The organism is Sphingopyxis sp. (assembly GCF_016793825.1).
Classification (GTDB): domain Bacteria; phylum Pseudomonadota; class Alphaproteobacteria; order Sphingomonadales; family Sphingomonadaceae; genus Sphingopyxis.
In genome coordinates this window covers 282,892-302,506 of sequence record NZ_JAEULM010000044.1, presented here as the reverse complement: position 1 = coordinate 302,506, position 19,615 = coordinate 282,892, and the positions used below count along the sequence as shown (strand labels likewise).

The 19,615-nt window shown below is 64.5% G+C and carries 16 protein-coding genes; 10 read left to right on the top strand and 6 right to left on the bottom strand.

Going from position 1 to position 19,615, the window contains the following annotated elements:
• Nucleotides 1–82 precede the first annotated feature (82 nt).
• Complete coding sequence (gene trpE / locus JNM03_RS14340; protein ID WP_294037583.1) at nt 83–1,600, bottom strand: anthranilate synthase component I; 1,518 nt, start codon at nt 1,598–1,600, stop codon at nt 83–85.
• Between the two features lie 6 nt (nt 1,601–1,606).
• Entirely contained in the window at nt 1,607–3,553 is a 1,947-nt protein-coding gene (locus tag JNM03_RS14335; protein WP_294037581.1) for a peptidylprolyl isomerase, read from the bottom strand.
• A 166-nt stretch (nt 3,554–3,719) separates the two neighbouring features.
• Here JNM03_RS14335 and tpiA point away from each other — a divergent pair, with 166 nt between their 5' ends.
• From tpiA to JNM03_RS14315, 4 genes are all read left to right on the top strand, one after another.
• Entirely contained in the window at nt 3,720–4,469 is a 750-nt protein-coding gene (gene tpiA, locus JNM03_RS14330) for a triose-phosphate isomerase (RefSeq protein ID WP_294037580.1), read from the top strand.
• 136 nt (nt 4,470–4,605) lie between these two features.
• Complete coding sequence (secG, locus tag JNM03_RS14325; protein WP_294037578.1) at nt 4,606–5,049, top strand: preprotein translocase subunit SecG; 444 nt, start codon at nt 4,606–4,608, stop codon at nt 5,047–5,049.
• A 121-nt stretch (nt 5,050–5,170) separates the two neighbouring features.
• Entirely contained in the window at nt 5,171–6,799 is a 1,629-nt protein-coding gene (locus JNM03_RS14320; RefSeq protein ID WP_294037576.1) for a CTP synthase, read from the top strand.
• 38 nt (nt 6,800–6,837) lie between these two features.
• A complete protein-coding gene (locus JNM03_RS14315; protein ID WP_294037574.1) occupies nt 6,838–7,524 on the top strand; it encodes a Crp/Fnr family transcriptional regulator in 687 nt (228 codons plus the stop codon).
• 9 nt (nt 7,525–7,533) lie between these two features.
• Here JNM03_RS14315 and JNM03_RS14310 read toward each other — a convergent pair whose 3' ends face one another.
• Nucleotides 7,534–7,929: a hypothetical protein gene (locus JNM03_RS14310; RefSeq protein WP_294037573.1), complete on the bottom strand. Its 396-nt coding sequence runs from the start codon at nt 7,927–7,929 to the stop codon at nt 7,534–7,536.
• 382 nt (nt 7,930–8,311) lie between these two features.
• On the opposite strand from JNM03_RS14310, the gene JNM03_RS14305 reads away from it, so the two are divergent.
• From JNM03_RS14305 to JNM03_RS14280, 6 genes are all read left to right on the top strand, one after another.
• Nucleotides 8,312–9,562 (top strand): lipoprotein-releasing ABC transporter permease subunit, encoded by a 1,251-nt coding sequence (locus tag JNM03_RS14305; RefSeq protein WP_294037572.1) that lies wholly within the window; start codon nt 8,312–8,314, stop codon nt 9,560–9,562.
• On the top strand, nt 9,555–10,271 hold the full coding sequence (locus JNM03_RS14300) for an ABC transporter ATP-binding protein (protein WP_294037571.1): 717 nt from the start codon (nt 9,555–9,557) through the stop codon (nt 10,269–10,271). Before JNM03_RS14305 ends, JNM03_RS14300 begins: the two co-directional genes overlap by 8 nt.
• Nucleotides 10,258–10,734 (top strand): glutathione peroxidase, encoded by a 477-nt coding sequence (locus tag JNM03_RS14295; RefSeq protein ID WP_294037570.1) that lies wholly within the window; start codon nt 10,258–10,260, stop codon nt 10,732–10,734. The genes JNM03_RS14300 and JNM03_RS14295 overlap by 14 nt, the downstream gene beginning before the upstream one ends.
• Nucleotides 10,735–10,744: 10 nt before the next feature.
• Entirely contained in the window at nt 10,745–10,960 is a 216-nt protein-coding gene (locus JNM03_RS14290) for a hypothetical protein (protein WP_294037569.1), read from the top strand.
• A 38-nt stretch (nt 10,961–10,998) separates the two neighbouring features.
• Entirely contained in the window at nt 10,999–14,487 is a 3,489-nt protein-coding gene (dnaE, locus tag JNM03_RS14285; RefSeq protein ID WP_294037568.1) for a DNA polymerase III subunit alpha, read from the top strand.
• 92 nt (nt 14,488–14,579) lie between these two features.
• Nucleotides 14,580–16,184: a long-chain fatty acid--CoA ligase gene (locus tag JNM03_RS14280; RefSeq protein ID WP_294037973.1), complete on the top strand. Its 1,605-nt coding sequence runs from the start codon at nt 14,580–14,582 to the stop codon at nt 16,182–16,184.
• Between the two features lie 10 nt (nt 16,185–16,194).
• On the opposite strand, the gene JNM03_RS14275 is transcribed toward JNM03_RS14280, so the two are convergent.
• From JNM03_RS14275 to JNM03_RS14265, 3 genes are all read right to left on the bottom strand, one after another.
• The gene (locus tag JNM03_RS14275) at nt 16,195–17,256 is read right to left on the bottom strand and encodes a PA0069 family radical SAM protein (RefSeq protein WP_294037971.1); all 1,062 of its coding nucleotides are present in this window, start codon (nt 17,254–17,256) and stop codon (nt 16,195–16,197) included.
• Between the two features lie 77 nt (nt 17,257–17,333).
• A complete protein-coding gene (gene moaB / locus JNM03_RS14270; protein ID WP_294037567.1) occupies nt 17,334–17,858 on the bottom strand; it encodes a molybdenum cofactor biosynthesis protein B in 525 nt (174 codons plus the stop codon).
• Nucleotides 17,848–19,614, bottom strand: coding sequence for a lytic transglycosylase domain-containing protein (locus tag JNM03_RS14265; RefSeq protein WP_294037565.1), 1,767 nt, complete (start codon nt 19,612–19,614; stop codon nt 17,848–17,850). Before JNM03_RS14265 ends, moaB begins: the two co-directional genes overlap by 11 nt.
• Between the last annotated feature and the right edge of the window lies 1 nt (nt 19,615).

Sequence of the window (19,615 nt, the reverse complement as noted above, 5' to 3'; positions counted from 1 at the left end):
TGCGGAGAGAATTCGGCGCGCGGGGACCGGCGACGGTTGCGCCGGACGCCGCCGTTCATCAAGCCGGCCCGCGTGGGGCGACTTACTGGCCGTATCCCGGTGCGCCCGCGAGCCGCACCGCTTCGCGTGCGGCCGCAAAAAGAGCGCCGGCCTTCGCTTCGCATTCGCGATGTTCGTAGGCGGCGTCGCTGTCCGCCACGATCCCGGCGCCCGCCTGGACGTGCATTTCACCATCCTTCACGATCGCGGTGCGCAGGACGATGCAGCTATCCATATTGCCGTCGGGGGCGAAATAGCCGACGCCGCCGGCATAGGGGCCGCGGGCGTCGGTTTCGAGTTCGGCGATGATCTGGCAAGCCCTGACCTTTGGCGCGCCGCTGACCGTGCCCGCCGGGAAGCCAGCAAACAGCGCGTCGATCGCATCCTTCCCCGGCGCAATGCGGCCGATGACGTTCGACACGATGTGCATGACATGGCTGTAGAATTCGACGGTGTAGCTGTCGGTCACGGTGACGCTGCCGCCCGTGGCCGCGCGCCCGACGTCGTTGCGGCCAAGGTCGAGGAGCATCAGATGTTCGGCGCGTTCCTTGGGATCGGCGAGCAGCGATTCGCGATTCTCGGCATCTTCGGCACTGGTCCGGCCGCGCGGGCGGGTTCCGGCGATCGGACGGATCGTGATTTCGCCGTCGCGGACCCGAACGAGGATTTCGGGCGACGAGCCGATGATCGCGAAACCGGGGAGGTCGAGGAAATAGAGGAAGGGTGATGGATTGATGCGGCGCAGCGCGCGATAGAGATCGAACGGAGGCAGGTAGAAGGGGGTGGAGAAGCGCTGCGACAGTACGACCTGAAACACGTCGCCGGCCGCGATATACTCTTTCGCGGTCGCGACCATCGATGCGAAATGCGCCGGCGTCATCGCGGCGGCGGCCACGATATCCGCAGGCAGCGTGTCGGTCGTCGCTCGCTCTGCGTGAGCGCTGGCGCTGGATAGCCGCGCGGCGATATCGTCGAGTCGGTCCTGCGCCGCGTCGATCATCCGGTCGATCGGCGCCGCCGCGTCGGGCCAGATCGGCGCGATAAGGAACAGTTCGTCGGTCAGGCGATCGAAGACGAGAATCGTCGTGGGTCGCACGAATACCATGTCGGGCAGGCCAAGCCCGGTCCCCGGTGCGCGGGGGATTCGTTCGACGAGGCCGATGGTTTCATAGGCGAAGAAGCCGACCAGCGTCGCGAGCGCCTTGGGCAAGCCTTCGGGCACGTCGAAGCGGCACTCGGCGACGAGGTCGCGGAGCGCTTGTAAGGCCCCCGTTTCGAGCGGTGCGAAGGCTTCGCGATCGGTTCGCCAGTGGCGGTTGATCCGTGCCGAGTCGCCCGTGACCTCGAAAAGCAAATCGGGGTCCAGGCCGATCAGGCTGTAGCGGCCGCGCGTCTCACCACTTTCGACCGATTCGAGCACCCAGTCTCCGCGACCGGGTTCGATCAGCTTGATCGCGGCCGATACCGGGGTTTCGATGTCGGCGATCAGCCGCTGCCAGACGACCGCGCCGCGCCCCTGCGCCAGCGCTTCCAGCGCTGCGGCTCTGCCTTCCAGCGCCATCGGCGGCTATTCGCCGACCGGGGCGGTGCCGGTCAGTTCCTTGCGAAGCTGTTCGAGCAGGTCCTTGTTGATCGTAACGCCAACGCGCCGTTTTGCCTCGGCAGCGAATTGTTCGACCAGCTCGTTGCCGAACGCGGGCGCCAGCGGCTGCGCGATCGCGGCGACGCGCGCCGGATCGATATCCTTGGGATTGGGACGGTCGACCTCGCCCAGCGCGATCACCATCCAACCGCGATTGCCCGGCACTTCGAGCGTTTTGACGCTGCCCTTCGCCATCGAGAAGAGCAGGGCGAGCTCGGGCGGCACCGGCTTGCCATCGCGGCCGAGGTCGGCGCGGCGACCGCCGACCGTCTGCACGCCGGCCATGTTCGCAGCCGCGGCGGCGGCGGCTTCGGAAAGACCCTTGCCGCCCTCGACCGCCTTGACGATCGTCCGCGCCTTGTCACGGGCGACCTTCTGTCCTTCTGCAAAGCGCCAGTCGGTGAGGAGGTCGGCGCGAATGTCGGCGAAGGGCGGCGGCGCTGCGACGACGATCGACTTGACCGAATAGACGGCAAACTTCTCGTTCTCGACGAGGGTGGCAATATGGCCTTCGCCCTCTTCGCTGCCCTGAAACGCGCCGCTGACCATGGGAGCAAGTTCGGGGGCCGGAACGAAGCCCGGTACACCGGGCGCCCGGCCGCTCGGCAGCAGGGCCGGCGTCTGTTCGACCTTGAGCTTGCGATCGGCTGCGATTTCCTCGATCGACGCGCCGCCGTTCACGGCATCCTGGATCGCGTTGTAGAAATCGACGATCGCTTCGTTCGCCTTGTTCTTTTGAAGCTCGGCGCGAATCTCGGGCGTCGCATCGGCAAGGCTGCGTGCGGGCTTCGCGGTTACGCTTTCGACGCGCGCGACGATCCAGCCCAGACCTTCCTGTGTCGGGCCGACAACTTCGCCCCGCTTGGCGGCGAAGGCGGCCTTGGCCGTCGCCGCGCTGCTCTGCGCGGCGTAGGCCGACAGGGTGAGTTCGCTGGTGGTCGAGGCCGAGAGGCCAGCCGATTGCGCGGCAGCGGCGAGCGGGGTTCCGCCGCGAGCCTTGGTCGCGATCGCGTTGGCGGTCGCCTGATCGGGGGCGATGACCTGCGCGAAGCGTCGTGTTTCGGTAGCGGCGAACTGCGCAGCATTGGCCTTGTAGGCCTTGGCGATTTCGGCGTCGCTGATTGTGGGGACCGGAACCGAGCTGCGATCGAACAGGGCATATTGCAACACCCGGCGTTCGGGCACCGTGAACTTGGACTTGTTTTGCGCGAGGTAGGTCTTGAGCGCGGCATCGCCGGGGTCGCCGGCGGGTGCATAGGCGCTTGCGGGAATGAACAGCGCCTGTCCACGACGTTCCTCGAGGAGCAGCGCGGCGTAGGGTTGTGCGATGCCGAGCGCGATGCGCGGTAGCGATCCAATCGGCACGCCGATCTGTTCGAGAAGGAGTTGCTGTTTCAATTCGCGGCGGACCTGCGCTTCGGTCAGGCCGTTCTGGCTCATGAAATTCTCGAACGCCTTCTGATCGAATTTGCCCGAAACACCCGCGAAAGCCGGAATATCGGCGATCCGGCCGTCGATCTGGCGCTTGCTGACCGCAAAGCCGAGCTTGGCGGCGAATTGTTCGAAGGCCAGCCCGTCGATCGTCTGGTTCAACGCCTGATCCAGGCCGCCCGATTCGACGAACGCCGCCATCGTCAGCCCCGGTTGCTGTTGCCGCGCCTGATTATAGGACTGGCGCACCCGCTCACGCAGTTCGCCCACGCCGATATCGGTGTTGCCGACCTTCGCGACATTGGCGCCGCCGAGACCACCGAACGAGGCATTGCCCGTCACGTCGCCCAGCGCGAACAGGATCCCGATCAGGCCGATGAAGGCGAGCGCGATGATCTTGCCGATGGTGGATCCGAAGAGGCGGCGCAGGTTCGTGATCATGTAACAGACAGTCTTTCGGCGAGGCGCGATGCGCGCGATTTGGGCGCTGCTTTAGGCGGGAGGAGAGGATGCATCAAGGCGGGAAAGCGACCGGGCGCGACCCGCTTGCCTTGTCGGCCCCGTGCCCGCTAGGGCGGGCGGACACGTGGCAGAGAAGGGATCGGCGATGGCGCGGCGCAAATATGTGGTCGGCAATTGGAAGATGAACGGGCTGGCGGCCGCGCTGGGCGAGGCCGAGGCGATCTTTGCGGCAGCCAGGGAACATGGCACAGTCGATGTCGCGCTGTGTCCGCCGTTCACGCTGATCGGTCCGATGATCGCGGCGGCGCCGGGCGCCGCGGTAGGCGGGCAGGATTGTCATAGCGCCGCCTCGGGCGCGTTCACGGGATCGGTCGCCGCGCCGATGCTGCGCGATATCGGCGCGGTGCTGGTGATTGTCGGACATAGCGAACGGCGCGACGGGTGCGGCGAGAGCGACGCCGATGTGAAAGCCAAGGCCGAAGCGGCCCTCTCCGCCGGCCTTTCGGTGATCCTGTGCGTCGGTGAGCCGCGCGACGTGCGCGAATCGGGGCGGGCGATTGATCATGTGCTCGCGCAGGTCGCGGGGTCGCTTCCCGCGACGTTCGACCCATCACGGCTGGCCATTGCCTATGAACCCATCTGGGCGATCGGGACCGGCCTGGTCCCGACCATCGCCGACGTGGCGGCCATGCACGGTGCAATCCGTGCGAAGCTGGCCGAACAGGCAGGCGCCGCCGCCGCGCAGGACATGCGTATCCTGTACGGCGGTTCGGTGAATGCGGAGAACGCAGCCGAGCTGCTGGATGCCGGCGATGTCGATGGCGCGCTTGTCGGAGGGGCGAGCCTGACGGCGGCGAAGTTCGTGCCGATCATAGCGGCGGGCGCCAGCCTGTAGCCGTACGCCCGTTCGTCGCGCGCGGCGCGGGCCCGGCACTGGGCCCGGACGCACGCTGTGGGTTGAAGCCGGCTCTCTTCATCTCTATGTGCGCCGCGGGCGTGGTCCGTGTCGGGCCGCGCAAGTCCGGGAAAACATGATGTCCAGCCTCTTCACCTTCCTGCTCGTTGTCCAGGCGCTGATCGCCGCGACAATGATCGGCGTCATCCTGATGCAGAAGTCCGAAGGTGGCGGTCTGGGCGTTGGCGGCAGTCCCGCGGGCTTGCTGTCGGCGCGCGGTGCGGCGGATTTCCTGACCCGCGCGACGACGATCCTCGCGACCCTGTTCGTCGGCCTGTCGATCGTCCTCGCAGCGTTGGCTTCGGTCGGCGGCGGTGGCGGTTCGGCGATCGATACCTCGCTGTCGAAGACCGCGCAGACCAGCGGCGCAGCCCCGGCATCGGCGCTGACCGGCTCCGCACAATCCGCCCCGGCGCAGAGCGCCCCGGCGCAAGCGGCCCCTTCGAGCGACGATCCGCTTGCTGCTGCAGCTGCCGCGGCGGCTGCGCCTGCTCCGGCCGACACGCCCGCCAAGAAATAAGCTTGCGGAACCGGACGGCCTCGGCCGCCGGCACCGTATCCGCAGCGGCGGAAATATTTTCCGCCGTTTGCGATTCGACGGCTTGCGCCGTCACCCTCCTATTGAGTAAGTCTTTCCTCCCATGGCGCGGTTCATTTTTATCACCGGCGGCGTGGTCTCCTCGCTTGGCAAAGGTTTGATGGCGGCTAGCCTCGCAGCCTTGTTGCAGGCGCGCGGCTATCGCGTTCGTATCCGGAAATTCGATCCCTATCTGAATGTCGATCCGGGGACGATGTCGCCCTATCAGCATGGCGAAGTCTATGTGACCGACGACGGGGCCGAAACCGACCTCGACCTTGGCCATTACGAGCGCTTTACCGGCGTTGCGGCGCGGCAGAGCGACAATGTCACCTCCGGTCGCATCTATCAGCAGATCATCACCAAGGAACGCCGCGGCGACTATCTGGGCGCGACAGTGCAGGTCGTCCCGCACGTCACCGACGCTATCAAGGCGTTCGCGCGCGCGGAAACCGACGACCTGGATTTCGTGTTATGCGAGATCGGCGGCACGGTCGGCGATATTGAATCGCTGCCGTTCATCGAGGCAATTCGCCAGCTTCGCAACGAAGAAGGGCGCGACAGGACGTTGTCGGTCCATGTCACGCTGGTGCCGTACATTGCGGCCGCGGGCGAATTGAAGACCAAGCCGACGCAGCACAGCGTGCGCGAGCTCGCTTCGCTGGGCGTGCAGCCGGACATATTGCTTTGCCGCTGCGAAAAGCCGCTGCCCGAGGGCGAACGCGCGAAGATCGCCCAATTCTGCAACGTGCGGAAGGAAGCGGTGATCCCCGCGCTCGATGCCGATTCGATCTATTCGGTGCCGGTGCAATATCATGGCGAAGGGCTCGATGACGAAGTGCTGCGCGCCTTTGGCATTCATGATGCGCCCGAACCCGACATGACCGCATGGTATGACATCATGGACCGCAAGCAGCATCCCGAAGGCGAGGTGACGATCGGCGTCGTCGGCAAATATGTCTCGCTGCCCGATGCGTATAAGTCGCTCAACGAAGCGCTGGTCCATGGCGGCATGGCGAACCGGGTGAAAGTCAACATCCGCTGGCTCGACGCCGAATTGTTCGAGGAAGGCGACCTTGCCGCCAAGCTCGAGCCGATGCACGGCATCCTCGTGCCGGGCGGGTTCGGTGAACGCGGTTCGGAAGGAAAGATCGCAAGCGTGCGTTTCGCGCGCGAACGCGGCGTGCCATTCTTCGGCATCTGCCTAGGCATGCAGATGGCGTGCATCGAGGCGGCGCGGAACACGAGCGGAATAGCGGGCGCGTCGAGCACCGAATTCGGCAAGACCGACGAACCTGTCGTCGGCCTGATCACCGAATGGATGAGCGCCGAGGGCCTCCAGCAACGCGGCGCGAACACCGATTTGGGCGGTACGATGCGCCTTGGCGCCTATGAAGCGAAGCTGTCGCCGAACAGTCATGTCGCGGCCGTCTATGGCGCGAGCGATATCTCCGAGCGTCATCGCCATCGCTATGAGGTCAACGGCGCGTACCGCGACAGGCTGGAAAAGGGCGGACTCGTCTTTTCTGGCATGTCGCCCGATGGCATGTTACCCGAAATCGTCGAGCGGCCGGACCATCCGTGGTTCATCGGGGTGCAATTTCACCCCGAGCTGAAATCCAAACCCTTCGATCCGCATCCCTTGTTCAAGGGGTTCGTCGAAGCGGCGGTGAAGCAAAGCCGGCTCGTCTGACGCCTCAGGGGTGGGGCTGCAAGAAGGGGTGACAGGGCATGGATCACGCGAGACTCGCCGAGCTTCAGGGTCCTGACAGCATATTTTCCGGCCTGTCGGTCGAGGATTGGGCCGAAATCGCCAGCCGCGCGGTGCAGATCAGCTTTGCCAAGGGCAAGGAATTGCTGATTCAGGGCGATCCCGGCGACATGATGCTGATCCTGACCGAAGGCACGGCGCGCGTGTCGATGCTGACCGCGGGCGGGCGCGAGATCGTGCTGGCCTATGCCGAGCCCGGCGCGGTGCTGGGCGAAATCGCGCTGCTCGACGGCGGTGAACGAACGGCGTCGGTAACTGCAACGAGCGCGGGCGCCGCGCTTCAGCTTGGCCGTAACGCGCTCAAGGATTTTGCCGCGAGCCATCCCGAATTCACCTGGTCGCTGATGCAGCAGCTCGCGCGGCGGCTGCGCACGGCCGACCAGACGATCGAAAGCGATCGCGCCTATGCCTCCGGCCCGCGGCTTGCGCGTTACCTCAAGCGGTTGATCCGCAAGGACAGCGTGGAGGAGACGCACCGCGTCGAACTCAGCCAGACGGAACTCGGCAATTTCGCGGGGATGAGCCGCGAGCATATCAACCGCCAGCTTAAGAGCTGGGAGGAATCGGGCGTCATCTCGCTGGAGCAGGGGCGGGTGAGGGTGCTCGATACGGCCATGCTGGAGGACATCAGCGAGAGCGAAGGATAGGGCTCGGACTCAGTCCCGCCGTTCGTGGTGACGGACGGGCTGATAGATGATGCGTACCCCGGATACCTTGCCGTTCTGCTCAAAGATGCGCGCTTTGTCGGCGTAGCGAATGATCAATCGATCCGGCGCCACCCATTGCATTTCAGCCCATGGGCCACCCCAATCGCCAGTATAGGCGGCACCATGATCGTCATCGGCGATAAAGGCGTTTCCGCCACCGGTCAGCTCGTCGTTTGTAGGGATCACACTGATTTGCGTCGAAAAGCCGGTAGTCGCGCCGCAGTCGCGCTGGAACATGACTGCTTTGACCTGGCCTGAAGGGCTGGCGCTTTCGTGGATAACGATGTTGTCGCAGCCATCTGTGCATCCCGCGACTGGCATGGTTAGTAACAGAACGGCGGGCAAGCGATGGAAGAGCAAACCCTGAAACCTTCGAACTGCCACACTGGAATCACAACGCCCGGGCCTCGCTTTCGAGACCCGGGCGCCTGTGACGAACACTCGCCATCCCCCTTTGTTGCAGGCCTGGCGAAAGACCTGCACTCCCTGGAGCCGGGCCTTGGGGCCGCGTTGAACCAGAGACGGAGGGCTAGGCGCAGGGGTGGCCTTTGTCACCCTCCGACGAACGAACCGGACTCGTTTTGCGCCCGCGCTGTGGCCGAAGAGCAACAGGTTACGCGAATCGTTCGCAATAGGGGCGTGTCGCCGGCCATTGCCAGCGGTGCCGACGCTCCCTAAAGCGAGGCCATGACAGCATCGCGTATCGCGCTCCAGAGGCCGCTCGCCCATGATCATGCGTAGTTACGAACGCGCCATCTTCAAACGCTATCTGCTCCCCCAACGCGGCGAAGGTTTCATCTTCGTCGCGGCAGCTTTCAGCTTTACCGCGGTCATGCTGGGCGTAGCGGCGCTGGTGGTCGTGATGAGCGTGATGAACGGCGTCCGGTCCGACCTGTTCGACAAGATCGTCGGACTGAATGGTCATGCGGTGGTGCAGGGCTTTGGAGGCCGGATCGACGACTGGCGCGAGGTGCTGAAGGAAGCGAAGGCGACGCCGGGCGTCACATCGGCGACCCCGTTGATCGAACAACCGCTGCTTGCCAGCTTCAGCGGGCGCGTCGAGGGTGTGTTGGTGCGCGGTATGACGGTCCCCGACATCCGCCGGAACGAGGTGCTGGGCGGCAAGGTCCTGCAGGGAAGCCTCGACTCCCTGATCCCCAATTCGGGCAATGTCGCGCTTGGCAGTGAGTTGGCGCGCAACCTGGGCGCCACGGTTGGATCGACGGTCACGATCATCAATCCGCAGGGGCGCTCGACGCCCTTCGGCACCGTCCCGCGCGAGATTGCCTATCGCGTGTCGGCGATTTTCGAGATCGGCGTCTATGATTTCGACAAGGCCTATATCGTGATGCCGATGGAAGACGCGCAGCTGCTGATGCTCTCCGGCGATCAGGTCGGGATGATCGAGGTCAAGACGACCGACCCCGACAGGGTGGGCGAGATATTGCAGCCGCTTGCCGAAAAGGTCGCCGCAAAGGCGGTCATTTCCGATTGGCGATCAATGAACGCCAGCCTGTTCGAGGCGCTGTCGATCGAGCGCGTCGCGATGTTCGTGATCCTGTCGCTGATCATTCTGGTCGCGGCGTTCAACATCATTTCGTCGCTGATCATGCTGGTGCGGGCCAAGACGCGCGACATGGCCATCCTGCGGACGATGGGGGCGCCACGCGATTCGGTCATGCGGATATTCATCGCAATCGGCCTGTCGATCGGTGTGGCCGGAACGCTGGCCGGCATGGGGATCGGGTTCAGCCTGCTGTTTTTCCGGCAGGGCGTGTTGCGCGGCGTCGAGTTCGTCACGGGTCAGTCGCTGTGGGATCCCTCGATCCGCTTTCTGACCGAACTGCCGTCGAAACCCGATCCCTTCGAGATCGGCGCCATCGCCGTCATGGCGATCGTCTTCAGCTTTCTTGCGACGCTGTATCCAGCCTACAAGGCCGCGAATACCGATCCGGTGCAGGTGCTGCGTTATGAGTGATATCGTCCTTGAACTTTCGGGTCTGAAGCGCAGCTTCACACAGGGCGACGTCATGATCGACGTGCTGCGCGGCATCGATGCGACCTTGCGCCGCGGCGAGATCGTCGCGCTGCTCGGCCCGTCGGGATCGGGCAAGTCCACCATGCTGCAAGCTGTCGGGCTGCTCGAAGGTGGTTTCGGCGGCACGATCTTTATCGATGGCGAAGACGTGACCCGCATCGAGCAGGGCGAGCGGACGAAAACGCGGCGTGAGAAAATAGGCTTCGTCTATCAGTTCCATCACCTGCTTCCCGACTTCACGGCGATCGAGAATGTCGTGCTGCCGCAGCTTATCCGCGGCGCGAGTCCAGACGAGGCGGAGGAACGCGGGGCCGACCTGCTCGGACGGCTGGGGCTTGCCGAGCGATTGCATCACAAGCCGAGCAAGTTGTCGGGAGGCGAGCAGCAGCGGGTTGCGGTCGCACGGGCGCTGGCGAACCGTCCTCTGTTGGTTCTTGCGGATGAGCCGACGGGCAATCTTGACGAGGCGACCGCCGACCGCGTGTTCGATCAGTTCGTGTCGCTGGTGCGCGACCATGGTTCGGCCGCGCTCGTCGCGACGCATAATGAGCGGCTGGCGGCGCGGATGGACCGCGTGCTGCGCTTGCACGAAGGGCGGATAGAGACGCAGGTTGCGTCGGCAGGAGGAAGTGAGAATGGCACTCTATGATCTTTCGGCAAAGCTGCCGGGCGGCGGCGCGCAGTCGTTGGCCGATTATCGCGGCAAGGTGCTGCTGATCGTCAACACCGCGTCGAAGTGCGGTTTCACGCCCCAATATGAAGGGCTGGAAGAATTGTATCGCGATTACAAGGATCGCGGGCTCGAGATACTGGCCTTTCCGTGCAACCAGTTCGGGGCGCAGGAACCGGGCGATGCCGAAGAGATCAAGAATTTCTGCTCGCTGACCTATGACGTCAGTTTCCCCTTGATGGCGAAGATCGACGTCAACGGCGACGGCGCCGATCCGATCTTCAAGCATCTGAAGAAGGAAAAGACCGGCTTGCTCGGCAGCGGCATCAAGTGGAATTTCACCAAATTCCTGGTTGATCGCGACGGCAAGGTGGTGTCGCGCCATGCGCCGACGACGAAGCCCGAACAACTCCGGAAAGAGATTGAAGAATTGCTGGGGTAGGGCGTGCCAGATGGCCGGGATGCAGCGAAAAACGCGGATATTTTTGAAGCGGCTGGCCGTGATCTGCGTCGGGATGCTGCTCACGCACCTGATCCGGGACCAATTCGGTTGGACGGGTGTGCTGCTCTTTCTTCCGGTCGCTTTCGTCGCCGGGCTTTCCTGGCCGATTGCGTATCGAAAATGGGAAGAACGAGGCGCCATTAAATCGCGCGGGCGCAGCGCATGAGGCTTCCCCGAATCGCCCTGCGAGCCTAGCGTCTTCCGATGGCCTACAGCCCCTTCGTTCCCCTTCGCGTCTTTTCCAGCTTCACGATGCTCGAAGGGGCGATCGAGCCCAAGGCGATTGCGAAAGCGGCGCGCGAGCGTGGATTTCCTGCGATCGCGGTTGCCGATCGCAATGGGCTTTATGGCGTCATGGCCTTTGGCGAAGCGTGCAAGGCCGCGGGCGTGCAACCGATTGTCGGCGCGTTCCTGAGTGTCGCGCGGCCGGGGCAGCGGCTGGCGAGTGGCGCGCCGATGATCGACTGGCTCGCGCTCTATGCGCAGGACGAAACGGGGTACAACAATCTGTGCGCGCTGGTGTCGTCGGCGCATCTCGACCGACCCGTCGAACAGGAGCCGCATGTCACGCTGGCCGATATGGCGGGCAGGACCGAGGGACTTCTTTGCTTGACCGGCGGTGGGGAGGGTGCGCTCGCCAGGCTGCTCGCGGGCGAACAGAAGACGGCGGCGGACGATTATGTCGAACAGCTTGAAGCGCTGTTCGCGGACAGGCTTTATGTCGAGCTTGCCCGGCGCGGGGATGCGACCGAAATGGCCGCCGAAGCCGCATTGATCGATCTTGCCTATTCGCGCGCGCTGCCGATGGTCGCGACCAATCCCGCAAGTTTTGTCGAGCCGCAATTCCATGCGGCGCATGACGCGATGCTGTGTATCGCGCAGTCGGCCTATGTCGAAAGCGAGGACCGGCGCGTGTCGAGCCCCGAGGCCTGGCTGAAGCCGGCCGAGGCGATGGAAGATGCATTCAGCGATCTGCCCGAGGCGATGCGCAACACGCTCGTCATCGCGCAGCGATGTGCGTTCATGGCACCCAAGCGCAAGCCGATCCTGCCGAGCCTTGCCGGCGACCGCGAGGGTGAGGCGGCACAGCTCAAACGCGATGCGCATGCCGGGCTTGAAGCGCGGCTTGCGCACTATCCCGACCTCTCCGCAGAAGAGCGCGACGCCTATGTGAGGCGCCTGGAATTCGAGGTCGATGTCATCATTCAGATGGGATTTCCGGGGTATTTTCTGATCGTTGCCGACTTCATCAAATGGGCGAAGGCCCAAGATATTCCCGTGGGGCCGGGACGCGGATCGGGTGCGGGCAGCGTCGTCGCCTGGGCGCTGACGATCACCGACCTCGATCCATTGAAGCTGGGTTTGCTGTTCGAACGCTTCCTCAACCCCGAGCGCGTGTCGATGCCCGACTTCGACATCGATTTCTGTGAAACGCGGCGCGGCGAAGTGATCCGCTATGTTCAGGAGAAATACGGCCGCGACACCGTGGCGCAAATCATCACCTTTGGTAAGCTGAAGGCCCGCGCGGTGCTGAAGGACACCGGCCGCGTGCTCCAGATGAGCTATGGTCAGGTCGACCGGCTTGCGAAGCTGGTGCCCAATCATCCGACCGATCCGTGGACGCTGGAACGCGCACTGAACGGCGTATCCGAGCTGATGACCGAGTATAAGCAGGATGATGGCGTCCGCCGTCTGTTCGACATGGCGCGACAACTGGAAGGTTTGCCGCGGCACAGTTCGACCCATGCGGCGGGGGTTGTGATCGGCGATCGGCCGCTGGACCAGCTCGTCCCGCTCTATCGCGACCCGCGTTCGGACATGCCGGTCACGCAGTTCGACATGAAATATGTCGAGACGGCGGGGCTGGTGAAATTCGACTTCCTTGGCCTGAAAACGCTGTCGGTACTCAAGGAAGCGCGCCGCCTGCTTGCCCTGCGCGGGGTCGATGTCGATCTCGATTCGCTCGGGTGGGACGACGAGGATGTTTACGCTCTGCTGCAGCGTGGCGAGACGGTCGGGGTGTTCCAGTTGGAATCCGAAGGGATGCGGCGCACCCTGTCGGCGGTGAAGCCGACCAATTTCGGCGACATCATTGCACTGGTCGCACTATATCGTCCCGGACCGATGGACAATATTCCGCTGTTCGGTGCGCGCAAGAATGGGCGCGAGGCAATCGCCTATCCGCATCCCTTGCTTGAAGGCATATTGGCCGAAACCTACGGCATCTTTGTCTATCAGGAACAGGTCATGCAGGCGGCGCAGATCCTCGCCGGCTACAGCCTTGGTGGGGCGGATCTGCTGCGCCGCGCCATGGGCAAGAAGGTCCAGGCCGAAATGGACGCGCAGCGCGACACGTTCGTCAAGGGGTGCGGCGAACATAACGGCATCGACGCCAAGGCGGCCAATGAGCTGTTCGACTTGATCGACAAGTTCGCGGGCTATGGTTTCAACAAGAGCCACGCCGCGGCCTATGCGCTGCTGTCATATCAGACCGCCTGGTTGAAAGCACATTATCCGCACGAGTTTTTCGCTGCGTCGATGTCGTTCGACAGTCACCAGACGGACAAGTTGTCGATCTTCATCGACGATATGCGACGGCTGGGCGTTGCGGTCGCGCCGCCTTCGATCAACGAGAGCGAGGCCGATTTTTCGGTCGGACAGAGCGGCGACGAGTTGACCGTGCGTTTTGCGCTGGGGGCACTCAAGGGGGTTGGCGAAAAGGCGATGGAAGCGCTGGTTGCCGAACGCAATGCCAGGGGCGATTTTGCCAGTCTCGACGATTTTGCCAATCGGATCGATCCGAGGCAGCTCAACCGGCGGCAGATCGAGGCGCTGGCCGGGGCCGGTGCGTTCGACGGGATCGAAGCCGACCGGCCGCGAGTCTACGCGGGCGCGGAAAGCATGCTGGGGTCGGCCAATGTCAATGCGCGTGAGCGATCGATCGGGCAGGATTTCCTGTTCGGCGAAATCGACACGGTTCCCGCTCTGCGCCTTCCCGCCGTCGATCCATGGACGCTTGCCGAACGGATGACGCGCGAAAAGGAAGCATTTGGCTTCTATTTCTCTGCGCATCCGGTCGAACAATATGAGGCGATCGTCCACGCGCGCGGCGCGCGCAGTTACGGCGACATCTGCGAAAATGTCGAAATGACGCCGGGCACTCGCATCCCGATGGTGATGGCGGCGATGGTCGAAAGCGCGCGGCCGCGGGTATCGCAGCGCGGCAACCGGTTCCTCAACCTGACGCTGTCCGATCGCAGCGGCCAGTTCCAGTCGAGCTGTTTCGACGAGCAGGCCGGAAAGACGCTGGAGGCGCTTGCGGCTGACGGCGGGTGCGCGCTGCTGTCTGTCGAACTCGACCTGCTCGAAGGCGAGGAAACGCCGCGCGTGACGGTGCGGGGGGCGCAGGTGCTCGCCGAAATCGCCGCGACCGCGGCGTTGCAGCTCCTGTGCCGTGTCGAGCGGCCCGAAGCGATCGAAGAGATGGCACGCTTGCTGGAAAAGCGGGGCGATGCGCGCGGTCGGGTGATCCTCTCGACGCCCGATCCGCTGACTGGCGAGGATATCTGCATCGAGCTGGGCCGGAATTTCGCGCTTGATCCCGACGTGGTGTCGCGCCTCGACATGGTGACGGGGATCGTCGATCCGGCGCTGTCGCTTGTCGCGCCGCGCGATTTCCGGATGCGTGGATAGTCGGCGCACGGGCATAAATCTCGGCTCCGGGGCTTGCGTCGGCGGCGTTTGCGGCCTTATTCCTTGTCAAAACTATGAGAGGAATGCCGACGATGGGAATGCAAGGCCAGCCGCTGTTGGTGACCAGCCTGATCGATCACGCCGCGCGCGAGCATGGCGGACGCGAGATTGTCTCGCGCTGGGCCGATGGCAGCACGACGCGCTCGAACTGGCGCGAAGTGGGCGCCGATGCGCGGCGTTTTGCCGCGGCGATGGTCAAGCTGGGAATGAAGAAGGGCGATCGCATCGCCACGCTGGCGATGAATCATGGGCACCATCTGGTGAGCTGGTACGGGGCGGCCGGGATGGGCGGGGTACTCCACACCGTGAATCCGCGGCTGTTCGACGAGCAGCTCGTCTATATCATCAATCATGCCGAAGACCGGGTGCTGTTGTTCGATGCGGCTTTCCTGCCGATCGTCGAGCGGTTGCGGGCGCAGTTGCCCACGGTGGAATATTTCGTTCTGTTCGACGCACCCGCAAGGGATGGCTATCTGTCCTATCGCGATCTGGTGGATGCCGAAGATGACAGCTTTCAATGGGTCGATCTGGATGAGCGCGATCCGGTGGGGCTCTGTTACACCAGCGGCACGACCGGAAATCCCAAGGGAGTGCTGTACGAACATCGGTCAAACGTCATCCATGCGATCACGGAAATTCAGCCCGATGCTTTCGACCTGTCGAATCGGGCGGTGGTGCTGCCGATCGTTCCGATGTTTCACGCCAACAGTTGGGGCGTTCCCTATGCCGCCGCGACGGTAGGGGCGAAACTGGTCTTTTCGGCCACCAACGATGCCAAGGTGCTGTGCGATCTGATCCATGCGGAGGGAATCACCCACAGCGCCGGCGTGCCGACGGTCTGGATCGCGATGTTCGCTCATATGGATGCGACCGGCGTCGATTATGGCAAGCTTCGCCACGTCATCATCGGCGGGTCGGCGGCGCCCCGCGCGATGATCGAACGGTTCATGAAGGCCGGCGTCTATGTCGGACATGCCTGGGGGATGACCGAAACCAGTCCGATCGGCACGATGGGGCGGCGTCCATGGAACTGGGACGATCTGACCTTCGACGCGCAGGTGGATATCATCTGCCGGCAGGGCGGCGTTCCGATGGGGGTCGAGCTTCGCACGGTCGATGATGAGGACAATGTCCTGCCGCGCGACGGCGAATCGAGCGGGCGGCTGCAGATTCGCGGACCGTGGATCATCCAGCGCTATTTCAAGGCGGATACCGACGCGGCGGACAAGGACGGCTGGTTCGACACGGGGGACGTCGCGGTGCTGCACCCCGACGGCGTCATGCAGATCACCGACCGCGCGAAGGACGTCATCAAGTCCGGCGGCGAATGGATCAGTTCGATCGAGCTGGAGAATGCCGCCGTCGGGGCACCGGGCGTACAGGAGGCCGCCGCAGTCGGCGTCTATCACCCGAAGTGGGACGAGCGGCCGATCCTGCTGATCGTCAGGAAGCCGGGCGCCGAAACGAGCGAGGCGGCGATCACCGACTATCTGTCGGACAAGGTCGCCAAATGGTGGCTTCCTGACGAAATCGTCTTTGTCGATGAACTGCCGCACACCGCGACAGGCAAAATCCTGAAACGTCAACTGCGCGACGAATATAAGACTTACAGGCTGAAGTCGTTGACCGAGGCCTAGGCGCGGGACCCTAGAACAACTCCATCTGCCCATCGCGTTCGGGCGGACGGAACAGGTCGGATCGGAGCGACGGAAAGCGGCGATCCATGCCATGTTCGCGCGCCGCGCGCTGGACGCGCTGGCGGATCAGTTGCGGCCAGACGCCCTGACCCTTCATGCGCGTGAAGAAGGCGGGGTCATTGTCGCGGCCGCCACGAATATCCTGCACCATGTGCATGACCTTGTCGGCGCGGTCGGGATAGTGCGCGGCGAGCCAGGCGCGGAACAGGGGCGCGACCTCGTGCGGAAGGCGCAAAAGGATATAGGAGGCGCGGATTGCGCCAGCTTCGGCGGCGGCGGCCATGATCGCCTCGATTTCATGGTCGGTGATCGCCGGGATGATCGGCGATATGTTGACCTGTGTCGGCACGCCGGCGTCGATCAGCGCACGGATTGCGGCGAGGCGCCGCCGCGGGTGCGGTGCGCGCGGTTCCAGCGTCCGCGCCACGACCGGATCGAGCGTCGTCACCGAAATCGCGACGCCGACCAGATTGTCGCGCGCCATCGCGGCGAGCAGGTCGATGTCGCGGAGCAGGCGGTCGGATTTGGTCGTGATCAACAGCGGGTGCTTCGCCTCGGCGAGGACTTCGACGATCGAGCGGGTGATGCCCCATTCGCGCTCGATCGGCTGGTAGCCGTCGGTGTTGGTGCCGATCGCGATCGGTGCGACCTTGTAGTTGCGTTTCGCGAGCTCGTTCCGCAGCAGCTTCGCCGCGTCGGGTTTGGCAAACAGCCGACTCTCGAAATCGAGCCCCGGCGACAAGTCGTGAAAGGCGTGGGTCGGCCGCGCGAAGCAATAGATGCAGCCATGCTCGCAGCCGCGATAGGGGTTGATCGACCGGTCGAACCCGATGTCGGGGGACGCATTGCGCGCGATGATCGTTTTCGGGCGTTCGACGGTGACGGTCGTGCGCAGCCGCGGCGCAGCGCCGTCCACATGTTCCGCCACGTCGAGCCAGTCGCCGTCGGCAACGCGCTCGAGCGATCCGGTGCGGGTGGGCCGCAGGTTGGTCGGCGCGCCGCGACCTGAAATCGGGGGGAGGGGTTTGGCGGGTTCCACTGTTGCGGCAATTCAGCACAACGACGAGAACAAATAAAGAACAATATGCTCTATTCGCGCAGGCGTGGCATCAGCTCGACGAAGTTGCAAGGCTTGTGGCGGCTGTCGAGCTGGGTCGACAATATGCCTTCCCACGCATCGGTGACGGCGCCGGTCGAGCCGGGGAGCGCGAAGATGTAGGTGCCGCGTGCGACGATGGCGCAGGCCCGCGACTGGATCGTCGAGGTGCCGATCTTCTGATAGCTCAGCCAGCGGAACAGTTCGCCGAACCCGGGAATGTCCTTGCCGTCGAGGCGGTGGAGCGCTTCGGGCGTGACGTCGCGGCCGGTGACGCCGGTGCCGCCGGTGGTGATGACGACATCCACCTCGGGATCGTCGATCCAATTGTGAAGCCGCGAAACGATCAGGTCGCCCTCGTCAGCGACGATGGCACGCGCGGCAAGCGTGTGACCGGCCGCCGTCAGCAGTTCTTCCAGCTTGTCGCCCGACCTGTCGTCCGCCGCGCTGCGGCTGTCGGATACCGTCAGCACCGCGATCCGCACGGGCCGGAACGGCAGGCTGTCGTCAATCGGCATTGGCGAGGCCGGCCCCGCCGGCATAGGTCAGGCGTACCCGGTCCTTGCTGTCGGGAAAGCGCGGCCATTTGCCCTGGGCAAGCGCGTCGCGACTGACCGATGGCTTGCCCTGCTGCGCCTCGTACATCCAGTAGTTGCGAAGGACCGTGCCGACATAGCCGCGCGTTTCCCAATAAGGGATCGATTCGATGTAAAGGAGCGGATCGCCGCCATCGCGGATTTCGGTTTGCCAGCGCGCGATCGGCGCCGGGCCGGCGTTATAGGCGGCGATGACCTTGGGAAGCTGGCCGCCGGTCGAGCTGTCCTTGCTGAGATATTGCAGATAGCGCTGGCCGAAGTCCATGTTGACGGCCGGCACCTTGAGGTCGCCGGGGCCGCGGCCATCGCCGTTCCAGCGCGCGAGGTCGTTCGCGGTCCCGGGGCGGACCTGCATCAGTCCCATTGCGCCGGCGGGGCTGACGGCCTTGCGCTGAAACCGCGATTCCTGGAGCGTGTGCGCGAAGACCAGCGCCGGATCGACGCGCCAGCCGCCATTCGGCTCCCACTTTGGTTGTGGGTAGCGCGTCGCGGCGGCAAGTTTGCGGCCCTGCGGCGTATTGTGGGCGAGATAGAGCTGCGTCTCGGGCAGGCTCAGCGCCTGTGCCATCCCGATAAGCTGTTCGTGCTGGCGCGGATCGCCGATGCGCGCCTGGTGGCGGAGAAGTTCGTCGGCATAGGCGTCTTCGCCGATTTCGGCGAACCCCATCGCCGCGCGGACGTTGGGCAGGTCTTCGAGCGCGCGCCATGCGCTACGGTCGGCGCGGACATTCTCGCGCTGCGTACGCGGTTCGACGCCCAGTGTTTCGGCGGCAAGCAGGCCGTAGAAGGTTTCTTCGTTCGCGGCGGCAGCGCGGAGGCGCGGCTGGACGGCTGCGGGCTGACCCGATGCGATCGCGGCGCGGGCGGCCCAGTAATAGGCTGCGGCGCGAAGCTCGCTGTCGGGTGCTTCCTTGGCGACGCGGTCGAAGGCGACGAGCGACGTGCGATAATCGTGGAGGCGCCAGGCGGCGAGACCCTGGACCCACGCGCCCTGCGTCGCCCAGGCACCGCGCCCTTCGGCACAGGCCAGCGAAAGGCGCAGCGCGTTGACGTCGTCGTTTTCGATATAATAGGACCAGGCGATCTTCTGCCGCCATTCGTCGCGAGCCTCGGGCGTCAGCTTGTCCGCCACCGCCATATACAGCGCCTCGGCGCCGGCGGGATCGTCATTCTTGATCCGGTCGGGGACCGAACGGGCAAGGCCTGCCGCGGACGGGTCGCTCACGCTGTCCGCACCGACGCGGCGCGGTGCGGTGCCCGACCAGCTAAGGCGCGTCTGCGAGGGCAGGATGGGGACGTCGGTCGCGCCGCGCTTTGCGGCGAGGCGGCCGAGCTGTTCGGCCTGCGGAAGCTGCGGCGATCGCGACAGGATCGGCATCAGATCGGACACTTCGGCGCGCGGGCTGTTCGCCGCGGTCAGCAGTTCGGCACGCAGAAAGTCGCCGAGCGGACCATTGTCGTCGCCGATCAACGACTTCGCTTCCGCCCAGCGCTGGCCGCGGATGGCCGCGAGCACCTGTGTGTAAAGCTGCCTCTGTTTGGATGAAAGCGTGTCCGGCACCGTCTGCGGTGCCGCGCTGAAATCAGGCGCTCCGGCGTCGGCCGCAAGCACGGGTGTCGCGCCCGCCGCAAGAGCGGCCACGGCGCACGAAAGGAAAATTCCGGTCATCTTCTGCATC

What these genes read in the sequence shown, in the direction of transcription:
- JNM03_RS14265 (WP_294037565.1), bottom strand. Translation starts at nt 19,614, where the DNA reads ATGCAGAAGATGACCGGAATTTTCCTTTCGTGCGCCGTGGCCGCTCTT.
- secG (WP_294037578.1), top strand. Translation starts at nt 4,606, where the DNA reads ATGATGTCCAGCCTCTTCACCTTCCTGCTCGTTGTCCAGGCGCTGATC.
- tpiA (WP_294037580.1), top strand. Translation starts at nt 3,720, where the DNA reads ATGGCGCGGCGCAAATATGTGGTCGGCAATTGGAAGATGAACGGGCTG.
- JNM03_RS14280 (WP_294037973.1), top strand. Translation starts at nt 14,580, where the DNA reads ATGGGAATGCAAGGCCAGCCGCTGTTGGTGACCAGCCTGATCGATCAC.
- JNM03_RS14295 (WP_294037570.1), top strand. Translation starts at nt 10,258, where the DNA reads ATGGCACTCTATGATCTTTCGGCAAAGCTGCCGGGCGGCGGCGCGCAG.
- dnaE (WP_294037568.1), top strand. Translation starts at nt 10,999, where the DNA reads ATGGCCTACAGCCCCTTCGTTCCCCTTCGCGTCTTTTCCAGCTTCACG.
- JNM03_RS14315 (WP_294037574.1), top strand. Translation starts at nt 6,838, where the DNA reads ATGGATCACGCGAGACTCGCCGAGCTTCAGGGTCCTGACAGCATATTT.
- JNM03_RS14290 (WP_294037569.1), top strand. Translation starts at nt 10,745, where the DNA reads ATGGCCGGGATGCAGCGAAAAACGCGGATATTTTTGAAGCGGCTGGCC.
- JNM03_RS14300 (WP_294037571.1), top strand. Translation starts at nt 9,555, where the DNA reads ATGAGTGATATCGTCCTTGAACTTTCGGGTCTGAAGCGCAGCTTCACA.
- JNM03_RS14320 (WP_294037576.1), top strand. Translation starts at nt 5,171, where the DNA reads ATGGCGCGGTTCATTTTTATCACCGGCGGCGTGGTCTCCTCGCTTGGC.
- moaB (WP_294037567.1), bottom strand. Translation starts at nt 17,858, where the DNA reads ATGCCGATTGACGACAGCCTGCCGTTCCGGCCCGTGCGGATCGCGGTG.
- JNM03_RS14335 (WP_294037581.1), bottom strand. Translation starts at nt 3,553, where the DNA reads ATGATCACGAACCTGCGCCGCCTCTTCGGATCCACCATCGGCAAGATC.
- trpE (WP_294037583.1), bottom strand. Translation starts at nt 1,600, where the DNA reads ATGGCGCTGGAAGGCAGAGCCGCAGCGCTGGAAGCGCTGGCGCAGGGG.
- JNM03_RS14305 (WP_294037572.1), top strand. Translation starts at nt 8,312, where the DNA reads ATGATCATGCGTAGTTACGAACGCGCCATCTTCAAACGCTATCTGCTC.